Here is a 12,126-nt window from a genome sequence, read left to right on the forward strand (position 1 = left end):
TGGTTGAGCCGGGATAAATTAATATACAATATGAGATTTAAGATTGGAATCGCGGGTGCTGCATTGGTGGCACTCGCCTGGGGTGATGTATATGCCGACGTGCGTATGCCGTCGGTACTGTCAGACGGAGTAGTGTTGCAACGCGGCGTGCCGTTGAAGATATGGGGCAAGGCAGATCCCGGGGAGAGGGTGAAGGTGTCGTTGTCAGGTAAGAAACAGGAGACAGTGGCGGCTCCCGACAGCACTTGGAGTGTGACATTGCCGCCTATGAAGGCGGGCGGACCGTATGTCATGACTGTCAACGACAAGAGTATCAACGACGTATTGATAGGCGACGTCTATCTGTGTTCCGGACAGAGCAACATGGAGCTTCCCGTCAACAGGGTTCTCGATTTTTTCCGCGAGGAGGTCGCCGCTTACAAAAATCCAAACGTCAGGGAGTTTAAGACCCCCAAGGAATATAGCTTTGATACTGAAAAAGAGGATGTTTCGGCTGCTATATGGAAGAAAGCAATCCCCGGAGAGAGCGAGAAGTTTGGAGCTTTGGTCTATTTCATGGGTAAGGAGCTTTATGAGAAGAATGGTCACGTGCCTGTGGGTATTGTCAATTCCAGTTGGGGTGGTTCGCGTATAGAGGCATGGTTGAGCGATGATGCTCTCGAGGATTATCCCGAGAGGAAGCACCGTCTTCAGATTTCAGCCGATAATAAATACCGTGAGCAGCTTGGAGCAGGGGAGCGTCGCGCACAAAATCTTTGGTATGCCATAATGAATGCCGATGATCCCGGTTATAAGGGGGAGAAATGGAATTCAACTCAACTTGATGATACCGAATGGAATACGGTGGAATTGTTGGGAAAGGAGTGGGGCACGAAAGATGGTAAGGCTGTCAACGGCTCACATTGGTTGCGAAAGAAAGTGACTGTCCCGGCAGAAAAATCGGGAGAACGTGCAGAATTGCGTCTCGGATGTATAGTTGATGCAGATTCCGTATGGGTCAACGGCAAGTTTGTGGGCTTCACTGCCTATCAATATCCGCCACGCATATATCAGATCCCGGAAGGTGTGCTGACGTCAGGGGATAATCTTGTGTGCGTGCGGGTGGTGAGTAACGGCGGCACGCCACATTTCGTTACAGATAAACCGCATAAGATCATATTCAATGATGGTTCGGAAGTATCGTTGGAAGGGGAATGGAAGCATCGTCGCGGCACAGAGATGCCGCCTACACCCTCTGTGACCGACTTTTTCCAGACCCCCTCCGTGCTGTATAATGGTCTTATACATCCTTTCCTGAACATTCCGTTCCGTGGAGTGGTATGGTATCAGGGTGAATCAGACGTGGATATTCGAGGTGAATACAAATCGCTTATGAAAAGCTTGATAAAGGATTGGCGTAACGCATATTCCGATGCGGAGATGCCATTCTATATCGTGGAACTTGCCGATTTCCTACATCCCGACGACAAATACGGTAGGAAGAGCTGGCAGGAGATGCGTGACGCACAGCGTGCGGCGGCAGATGAGACAGATAGGACATGGTGGATCAAAAACGGCGATATAGGGGAGTGGAACGACATTCATCCAAGGGATAAGAAGACGCCCGGCACGCGGGTGGCGGAGAAGATTCTCAGCACCAATTCCCTAAAATAAACAATTATGCAAGATTCTGATTCAAATATTAAAATCAATATTACGTATTCAAATATTATTGATACAAATAGTAAAATCCGTTTGCAGGAATATTTATAATTTTGCAATATCGGAAGATTATATCTCCTGTACGTCACCGGATGGTGGATCAGAGGCGTGAAGCTTCCGGATATAGGATTTTGAAGAGTACATGATAGGTTTTATTGATGAATAAATATTAAGTAGTATATAGGTTGTTTGGGTAAATTATTTTCATTACATGAGTTTAATCTAATGAGATTCTAAGGTAAAAATTGGTTGGATGTTTTAGGTATGAGTTCCGTAGAGACTATCTGCGGAACTCTTTTTTTTACACGTTTTCCATCGCGTTTCTCCACCTTCACTGTTTGTTTCTTCCATTGCCAATCTTGTATAGACTCGGATAATACCGATATGGGAGTATTGCCGGAGTTGTTTTTCGCAAGAAACGTATATTTTGTTATAAAATCATATAAAATATTATAAGTTAATGAATTATGTATTTATTTAAACTGTGAGGTAAATTGAGAAATTATGAAATTATACAAATAATAAAGCATTTGATACAAATTTGAAAGTGCATGTTACGAATTGTAAAGAAATAAATAGATGTGAAAAAGTGTTAATCGTGCGGATGTGGTAATTTTGCAATCGAATTTAAAACTAATCACATGAAACAGAAACTGACTCTAATAGCCATGACTGCTTTGCTGCTCCCGACGTTCGGTAGCTGCACATCGTCAACAGGTGGGATTGAGCCACAAAGCTCGGTAGCGATTTTTGATTCCTTCTCTTATAAGGGGGATGATGATATTTACAAAGCTACCCCGTTGCCGGATGAGAGCTCTTTCTATAATCCTGTACTTGCCGGCTGGTATTCCGACCCATCGATATGCACCAACGGGGAGGGTGACTATTTCCTGGCAACGTCCTCGTTCACCTACTATCCGGGGGTGCCCCTGTTCCATAGCAGGGATCTTGTCAACTGGGAGCAGGTGGGTCATATACTTAGCCGTCCGTCGCAGCTCCGCAATATGGAGAAGCAGCATGTGAGCGGCGGCATCTTTGCTCCGGCTATCTCCTACAATCCGTCGAACAAGACATATTATATGATAACGACGAACGTAGGTGATGGCAATTTCTTCGTCAAGACGCAGGATCCGTTTGGCGAATGGAGCGATCCGATCATGCTTCCCGAAGTGCAGGGCATAGATCCGGCATTCTTCTTCGACGAGGATGGCAAGGGATATATCGTCAATAATGATGATGCTCCCGATGGAAAAGCGGAATATCCCGGACACCGCACTGTGAGAGTGGTGGAGTTTGATCCTGCCACTGACAAATGCGTCGGTGAACGTAAGATTGTAGTCAATAAGGGTTGTCGTCCGGAGGAGAAACCGATCTGGTGTGAGGGACCCCATATATATAAGGTGAACGGAGAATATTATCTCATGACTGCCGAGGGTGGCACAGGCGATTGGCACAGTGAGGTGATATATAGAGGTAAGACACCGTTTGGTCCATACGTGGCATACAGCGGTAACCCTATCCTCACTCAGCGCACTCTTGACAAGGGACGCAAGAACCCGGTCACTTGCGCTGGTCACGCTGACCTTATCCAGACTAAAGATGGTGACTGGTGGGGAGTGTTCCTTGCTTGCCGCCCCACCGAGAACGGCAAGGAGAATCTCGGACGCGAGACATTCCTTCTCCCGGTGGAATGGACAGAGGATGGCTGGCCTGTCTTCCTGGAGAATGGTAAGGAGGTTCCGCTGGTGGTCAACAAACCTGGAGCAAAGAGAGGAGAGAAGGTGACATTCGGTAATTACGAACGTCATGATGAGTTTGAAGATTCTGTTCTTAACCACGAATGGATGACACTCCGCGGTCCGGCAGAGGATTATTACTCATTGAAGAGCAATCCGGGTTACCTGACCATAAAATGCGGTGATGTCAAATCAAGCGAGAAGGCAGTTCTTCCTTACGTATGCCGCCGTCTGAACCACCACAAGTTTACGGCAGACACGAAGATGACTTTCGTTCCGGAGAAGGATAGCCAGTGTGCCGGACTCCTTATCCTGAAAGATGAGACTCATCAGTATCTCCTCGCGAGAACAAAGAAGGATGATGGTCATAAACTTGAGGTCAGGAAGATTTCCGACACCGGAGTATCCACTATAGCAGAGACTGCCATTGATGCGGAATTGCCTACTGTGAATCTTAAGGTGGAGGGGGATGGAGCAAACTATGCGTTCCATTATTCCACCGATGGTGGCGCCACCTGGAACCTCCTTGCTGACAAAGTAGACGCCGGCTACACTTCCACGGCAGATGCCGGTGGCTTCACGGGCACCGTTGTCGGGATGTATGCTTCTGACGTGGATTGAGGATTGGAAAGGATAGGGGCAATATGGCCTTAAAACTATGCCTATATCTATACTATATTGCGAGTCATAGACCTTAAATAATAATTTAATTTACCTACAGCATGAAAAAGATCAAAGATCTGCTCCGGACCCTGACACTGGTCCTGGCAATGGTCGGATTGTGTTCTGCATCCGCACTTGCCTTCACAGTGACCGGCACGGTGACCGACGACACGGGGGAACCCCTGATCGGCGTTACCGTTAGGGTGGAAGGTGTAGCCGGAGGAACCGTCACAGACATTGACGGTGTGTACAAGATTGAGGTGCCTAACCCGAAGAAAGACGTGTTGACATTCACGTATGTCGGCATGAACCAGACTTCGGAGAAGGTCAATTCAAGAGAAGTGGTCAATATCGTTATGAAGAGTAGCGATGAGGCACTTGAAGAGCTTGTGGTGGTAGGCTACGGACAGCAGAAGAAAGCCTCTGTTGTCGGTGCAATCGCCCAGACTTCGGGAGCCACCCTTGCCCGTGCCGGCGGTGTGTCGAGCGTCGGTGCAGCGTTGACCGGTAATCTGCCGGGCGTCACCACAATGTCGTCTACCGGTATGCCGGGCGCGGAGGATCCAAAGATTGTGATCCGCGGACAGACCTCATGGAACGGTTCTGATCCGCTTGTCCTCGTGGATGGTGTTGAGCGTCCGATGACTTCGGTCGACATCAGCTCCGTTGAGACAGTGTCGGTGCTCAAAGACGCATCAGCTACAGCGGTCTACGGTGTGAAGGGTGCGAACGGCGTAATCCTTATCACCACGAAACGTGGTCAGGAGGGTCGTGCACAAATCGGCGTCTCTGTGAATGCCGCAATGAAGGTGGTTTCAAAACTTCCCGGCGTGGCAGGTTCGCCTGAAGCTCTCTATATGAGAAATAAGATCATTGAGCGTGAGCTTGGTCTCAGCCCGGATTCTTGGGAGAAGATGACGCCGCAGTCAATCATCAACAAGTATGCCAACCCCGCTAATCTTGAGGAGGCAGAGCGTTATCCCAACGTTGACTGGCAGAGCGAGATGTTTAAGAAAACGGCAATGGCGTACAACCCCAACATCAACGTTCGTGGTGGTACAAAATTCGTTAAGTATTATGCAGCCATCGACTTCCTTCATGAGGGCGACCTTTACAAGACAGTAGACGTAGGTCGTGGCTATAACGGCGGCTTCGGCTTCAACCGAATCAATATCCGTTCGAACCTTGACTTCCAGATCACCCGCTCAACCACGTTCAAGGTCAACCTTTCCGGATCACACGGAGAAAGAAAGGGACCGTGGGGTAAGGGCGACAGCGATTGGGCAACTACCCAGCTCTGGCAATCCGCCTATAGTGCTCCACCGGATGCATATCTTCCTATCTATTCCGACGGCACGTGGGGTTATTATCCCTCCAACTCACAGGGAGCACCCAACGGCTTGCAGGGTATCGCGACAGGTGGTATCGAGTACGTTACAACTACCCGCATCAATACCGACTTTACACTTGACCAGGATCTTGCATTCATCACCCCGGGTCTTCGCGCAAGCGCGACCATTTCATGGGACAACGTGATGGTGGAGGCAGAGCGAGGCATCAACGAGAACTGGTATACTGCACAGACCAAATGGATTGATCCGGAGACCGGCGAAGTGACATGGGCACAGACCACCGGCACAAACGGTCTTGACTTCAACGAGGATATGAAATGGAGCTCCAAATCAGGCGCGGTTCGCGACTGGGAGACCCAGCGAAATCTCTTCTATCAGGCACAGCTCTTCTGGGGACGCGAGTTCGGTGAGCATGACGTGACCGCTATGGGCGTATTCAACCGTAATGAACGTGCCACAGGTTCGGAGTTCCCCCACTATCGTGAGGACTGGGCATTCCGTGCCACCTATAATTATGCTGACCGCTATTTCTTCGAATATAACGGCGCATACAACGGTTCAGAGAAATTCGACCGTAAGCACCGTTTCGATTTCTTCAACTCTGCAGCTGTCGGCTGGCGTCTCAGCGAGGAGAAATTCATGGAGTGGAGCCGCCCGTGGCTTGACAACTTCAAGATCCGTTACTCAATCGGTGAGGTCGGCGATGACAACGTGTGGGAACGTTGGATATATGCAACCCAGTGGGCTATCGTAGACAATCAGCAGCAATTCTCTACCGTCAATGGTCAGAAATCACCCTACACATGGTATAAGGAGGCATCTATAGGCAACCCTGATATCCATTGGGAGAAGGCGTTGAAGCAGAATCTCGGTATCGACTTCACTGTTTACCACGGCATGTTCAACGGTACTCTTGAATTCTTCAAGGAGCGTCGCCGCGACATCCTCGTTGCAGGTTCAAGCCGAGCAATCCCCTCATACTTCGGTGGTAGTGCGCCGACTGCCAACCTTGGTAAGGTGCAGAGCAGCGGTTTTGAGTTGGAACTCCGTTTCAATCATACCTTCGCCAATGATATGCATCTCTGGGCAAACTTGAATATGACCCACTCTCAGAACAAGATTCTTGAGTATGATGACCCGGAATTGAAAGAGGCTTATCGTAAGAGCACAGGTTTCCAGATCGGTCAGGACCACATCATCTATGATGCCGGCTATGCACAGACATGGGATGACGTCATCGCAATGACTAAGCATAACACCAACGACAATCAGAAACTTCCCGGTCAGCCCATCATGGTGGACTACAACGGCGACGGCGTGATTGACAGCTCTGACTCCACACCTTATGGCTACAGCGGCACTCCGCAAAACACCTACAACGCCACAATCGGTCTTGATTGGAAAGGATGGAGCTTCTACGTGCAGTTCTATGGTGTGACCAACGTGCAGCGCACCGTGACATTCGATTCATTCCGTGGCAATCTCAACACACTGTATTCAGGAGTTGATTTCTGGAGTGTCGGCGATAACGACCCGAACCGTCCTCTCCCGGTATGGAACTCCACTCCTAACTACTATAATGGTTGGGACAACCGTTTCAACCACTACGACGGTTCCTACGTGCGTCTGAAGAACATGGAGATCGCCTATACATGGACAGATGGTTGGATCAAGCGTCTCGGACTGAGCAATCTGAAGGTGTTCCTCAACGGCAACAACCTCTGGCAGTGGTCGAGAATGCCTGATGACCGTGAGTCAAACTTCGCCGGCACAGGCAATGCATCTCAGGGTGCTTATCCTACAGTGCGTCGTTTCAACCTTGGTATCAGATTTGACATCTAATCTACACGATCAAGAAAAATTAAGCATGAAAAAATTAAAAAAATATATATTTCCTCTTCTTGTCGCCGGTATCGCATGTGTGCCGCTGACCGGATGCACCGACTATCTCGACAAGGCACCCGAGAGTGAGCTTTCGGCTGAGGAGGCATTCAAGAACTTCAAGAATTTCCAGGGATTCGTGGAGGAACTGTATTTCTGCGTGCCAAACTTCACGACCTGCTACTGGAACAACTCCTTCAACTGGGGTGATGACGAGATTATCGGCATCAACGAGACCTATATGATGGGAGCGAAGGTAGACAACGGTGATTTCTGGGGCTGGCAGGCACAGCATGACGGCTGGGCGTGCGGCTTCATGGATATCAACAATTTTGACACCGGCAGATATGCCGACGTGTCGTGGCATCCCACCCTTTGGAAAGGTAGCTGGTATGGCATCCGCAAGGCAAACCTCGGACTTGCTAACCTCGACCTTCTGACAGAGGCTACCAAAGAGCAGAAGGATATGATTAAGGGTCAGCTTCTCTTCTTCCGTGGATTCTTCCATTTCCAGCTGATGCAGTATTTCGGTGGTCTCCCTTATATCGATGAGGTGCTCGGCAGCGGCAAGCTCACACTTCCGCGACTGAAATATCAGGAATGTGCTGATAAGGTAGCGGAAGACCTGAGGGCAGCCGCCGACCTTCTCCCGATCAACTGGGACACAACCTCCACAGGAGCTCCGACACGCGGTAACAACGACCTTCGCATCAATAAGATAATGGCTCTCGGCTATCTCGGTAAGAATCTTCTTTGGGCAGGAAGTCCACTGATGAACTATGCTTCCGACAATGGCAGAAGCTACAATGCCGATTTCTGTAAACGCGCAGCCGAGGCATTCGGCGAGTTGCTCTCTCTCGTTGAATCGGGACAGACACAGTACGCTCTTGTAGACTTCAAGGATTATAAGGAACTGTTCCTCACCCACGCCAAGGGTGGTTTGATGCCCGGCTCTACAGAGGCTATCTACCGTAACCCGTCGCCCGACTGGAACCGTTCGAACTGGGGACAGACCAACGACTATGGCAGCAAGAAGATCACCACCGCCGGCACATGCTACCAGCCGACCGCCAACTACGTCAACTACTACGGCATGGCAAACGGTCTGCCTCTTGACGATCCCTATTCCGGTTTCGACAAGCAGCACCCCTGGAAGGGACGTGACCCGCGTTTCTACCACGACATCCGTTTCGACGGCTGTAAACTTGAACTCGGAGGCAACAAGCAGGCAGATCCCGTGCGTTACGCGCCTCTCTACACCGGAGGAGCACTCCGCAGCCCGAGTGAGGGAAGCCGCACAGGATATCTCAACTATAAGTTTGTCCGCGACGACTTCAACCAGTGGGACAATCAGGGAGCCGGCAACTGGGGTGCCAACAACCACATGCTTATCCCTTACATGCGTCTCGCCGATATCTATCTGATGTATGCCGAGGCAGCTTGCAACGCCACCGGTGCGCCGGCAGGCAAATCGTCCAACTGCTCTCTTTCCGCCCTTGATGCTGTCAACGTGATTCGCGACCGTGCGGGAGTTGAGCATGTCAATGCCAAGTTCACAGGAAATCTTGACTCATTCATGAGTGAGTTGCGCCGTGAGCGTGCCGTGGAGCTTGCATTTGAGGCTCATCGCTTCAACGACTTGCGCCGTTGGCTCCTGATCGACAAATATCCCTACACCATCAAGACTTCACAGGAGTTCACACGTGTAGGCGACCTGACAGGTATTGAGGCAGACTCTTCTAAGGGTGTCAATATCAAGGATCCGAGTGAGAACGAGGTGATCGGTTTCCATGAGGAGGTTATCCTGACCCGTAATTTCACGGAGAAACACTATTGGCTTCCCCTGAAGATAGACGACACTTCCATGTATGTGGAATTCGGACAGAATCCCGGATGGTGATCATAACCTTAAAAGAAATCAATAATGAAGAAATCAAATAAAATCATATATCCTGTGGCAGCCGCCGCTGCCTTCTGTCTGGCGCCTGATGCTCTGGCACTTGAAGCGGAGACAGCACAGGAGAACGACTCTTTGAAAAGGAAGGTGCAGCTCGTGTTCCGCACGGCTGACGAATCCGATGTGCTTGGCGGAGTCTCTACGGTGAATGTGGCAGATCTGGAGAAGAAGAGCTACACCACCTATAGCCTTGAGAATATGCAGGCACTCGTGACCGGCTATGACGGCGAACTTTGGAACCAGGGCGGTGCTCTCGTGCTTATCGATGGTGTTCCCCGTGATGCCAACAACGTGATTCCTCAGGAGATAGAGTCAATCTCGTTCCTGAAGGGCGCGCAGGCAGTGGTGCTCTATGGTAGCCAGGCTTCAAAAGGCGTGATCCTTATCACGACCAAGCGCGGCAACGTGAATGGTCTCAAGGTCAACGTGCGTGGCAACATCTCCATGAGCGTGCCCAAGCGTTATCAGAAATATCTCAGCGCGGCTGAATACATGACCCTCTACAACGAGGCACGTGCCAACGACGGTAGGGAACTTGCCTTCACCGACGAGGATATCTATAACTATGCTTCCGGACGCAATCCATTCCGTTATCCCGACATCAACTTCTATTCGGATGATTATCTGAAGAAGCAGTCGATGAAATATGAGGGACAGGCAGAGTTTGTCGGCGGTGGTGAGTTTGCCAAGTTCTATGCCCTTGTCGGTATCTATCATGCCGACGACCTTCTGAAAGTGGGTGAGGGTAAGAATAACGGCACGACACGTCTTAACGTGCGTGGTAACATCGACCTCTTCCTCAACGATTGGGTTTCCGGTTGGGTCAATACGAGCGCGACATTCTACGACAACCGTTATGACCATTCCGGCTTCTGGGGGAGTGCATCCACGATGCGTCCGACAGTGCCTGGTGCCAACCCCCTCGTTCCGTTGATCCCTATCGACGCAATAGAGGAGAGCGATGAGAACAGCTGGATTCTTGCCAATAACTCCCGCTATCTGATTGACGGCAAATATCTGATCGGCGGCACACAGGAGCAGCAGACCAACCCGTTTGCAGCACTCTATGCCGGAGGCTACACAAAGGCAACCACCCGTCAGCTCCAGTTTGATGCCGGCATCAAGATCGACATGAGCAAGATCACAGAGGGTCTTTCCTTCACAGGACGTGGCGCAGTGGACTACAATACTTACTATGCCACCTCAATCGATCCGAAATATGCGGTATATCAGGCATATTGGACAAGCTACAACGGCAAGGACGTGATTGACCATCTCGTGAAATATGGCGATGATCTCAATTCCGGCACACAGAATGTCAGCGGATCGTCAGAACGTCAGACCCTTATGTTCTCCGGTCAGTTTGACTACAAGCGTACATTTGAAGACGTTCACAACGTGGAGGGTATGCTCGTGGCTCATGGCTACAAGCGCAGCTACACGGGACGCTATCACCGCGACACCAATGCGAGTCTTGCCCTGAGAGCAGCCTATAACTATGCCGGCAAATATTATGCTGAGTTCAACGGCGCGATCAACCATTCATCAAAGTTTGCACCGGGACACCGCAACGGTTTCTCACCGGTCGGCAGCATCGGCTGGCGTCTGAGCAATGAGGAGTTCCTCAAGGATAACGAGGTGATCAGCGACCTTCGCATCAATGCCACCTACGGTCAGATTCTTCAGGACATCGACATCCTCAGTACTACCGGAGAAAATGATAATCAGAAAGCTGACAACAGCTACTACCTCTGGGATAACAAGTACACCGCAGAGGGCGACTGGTGGGGTTGGAACGACGGTCATAACACAATCCAGTCATTCCAGTCGCGTCAGGGTGCCAATCCCAATCTCACCTTCGTTAAGCGCAAGGAGTTCAATCTCGGGTTGAACGCCGGATTCCTTAATGATATGGTGAAATTGAACGGCAACTTCTTCAATATCGATATTGACGGACTCCCCATCCAGGCTACGAATCTCTATCCTAACTATATGGCTACCTATTGGCCCAACAGTTCATTCATTCCATGGATCAACTACAATAAGCGCCGTGTCACAGGTTTTGATCTCGGTCTGCAGTTCAAGAAGGATTTCGGTCCTGTAGAGTTCAGCCTTGGAGCCAACGTGATGTATGCCACTACGAAGAACCTCCGCATCAGTGAGACCGTGGAATACGATTGGCTGAAACAGGAGGGCGCGAATGCCAATTCTATGAGAGGCTACCGTTGTCTCGGTTTCTTCGAGAGCGAGGAGGAGATTGCAAGCAGCGCGGTGATCAACAACAATACCAAGCCCGGCGATCTCAAGTATCAGGATATCAACGAGGATGGCATCATCGACTATAAGGATCAGGTGGAGATCGGCAAATGGCGTGCTCCGTGGACCTACGGTCTGAATTTCACCGTCAAATACAAAGGGTTCACTCTCTTTGTTGCAGGTTCGGGCAATGCCGGCGGCACCGGTCTTATCAATAATGATGCAGCATGGGTGTATGGCGACCGTAAGTATACTCCGATCGTTCGCGGACGTTGGACTCCGGAGACAGCTAAGACAGCCACGTATCCACGTCTTACTTCAGAGAACAATGATGAGCTTAACTTCGTGACTTCCGATTTCTGGACATACGATACAGACTGCTTCTCACTTGATCAGGTGCAGCTGACGTATGATTTCCCGGCAAAATGGTTCGACCAGAAGTTTGTGAAGGGTCTTCAGCTTTATGTCAACGGCAATTCACTCCTTCTCATCGGCAAGAATCGTGCTTACAGAGAGACTTCAGTAGGCGGATCACCACAGTGCCGTTCGTATAATCTCGGTGTTAACGTCAATTTCTAAT

5 protein-coding genes are annotated in these 12,126 nt (G+C 50.1%); all 5 read left to right on the plus strand.

From position 1 onward, the window contains the following. The first annotated feature begins 30 nt into the window (after positions 1–30). The 5 genes from E5331_RS10985 to E5331_RS11005 all read left to right on the plus strand — a co-directional run bounded on the left by E5331_RS10985 (position 31) and on the right by E5331_RS11005 (position 12,125). Positions 31–1,653: a sialate O-acetylesterase gene (locus E5331_RS10985; RefSeq protein ID WP_275441180.1), complete on the plus strand. Its 1,623-nt coding sequence runs from the start codon at positions 31–33 to the stop codon at positions 1,651–1,653. A gap of 689 nt (positions 1,654–2,342) precedes the next feature. After that, positions 2,343–4,058 (plus strand): glycoside hydrolase family 43 protein, encoded by a 1,716-nt coding sequence (locus E5331_RS10990; RefSeq protein WP_123481153.1) that lies wholly within the window; start codon positions 2,343–2,345, stop codon positions 4,056–4,058. 101 nt (positions 4,059–4,159) lie between these two features. Beyond that, the gene (locus tag E5331_RS10995) at positions 4,160–7,294 is read left to right on the plus strand and encodes a SusC/RagA family TonB-linked outer membrane protein (protein ID WP_123481152.1); all 3,135 of its coding nucleotides are present in this window, start codon (positions 4,160–4,162) and stop codon (positions 7,292–7,294) included. 25 nt (positions 7,295–7,319) lie between these two features. Further along, on the plus strand, positions 7,320–9,233 hold the full coding sequence (locus E5331_RS11000) for a RagB/SusD family nutrient uptake outer membrane protein (protein WP_135984844.1): 1,914 nt from the start codon (positions 7,320–7,322) through the stop codon (positions 9,231–9,233). Between the two features lie 24 nt (positions 9,234–9,257). Then, complete coding sequence (locus E5331_RS11005) at positions 9,258–12,125, plus strand: SusC/RagA family TonB-linked outer membrane protein (protein ID WP_135984846.1); 2,868 nt, start codon at positions 9,258–9,260, stop codon at positions 12,123–12,125. Position 12,126: the final 1 nt, after the last annotated feature.

It is taken from the genome of Lepagella muris, from assembly GCF_004793975.1.
Classification (GTDB): domain Bacteria; phylum Bacteroidota; class Bacteroidia; order Bacteroidales; family Muribaculaceae; genus Lepagella; species Lepagella muris.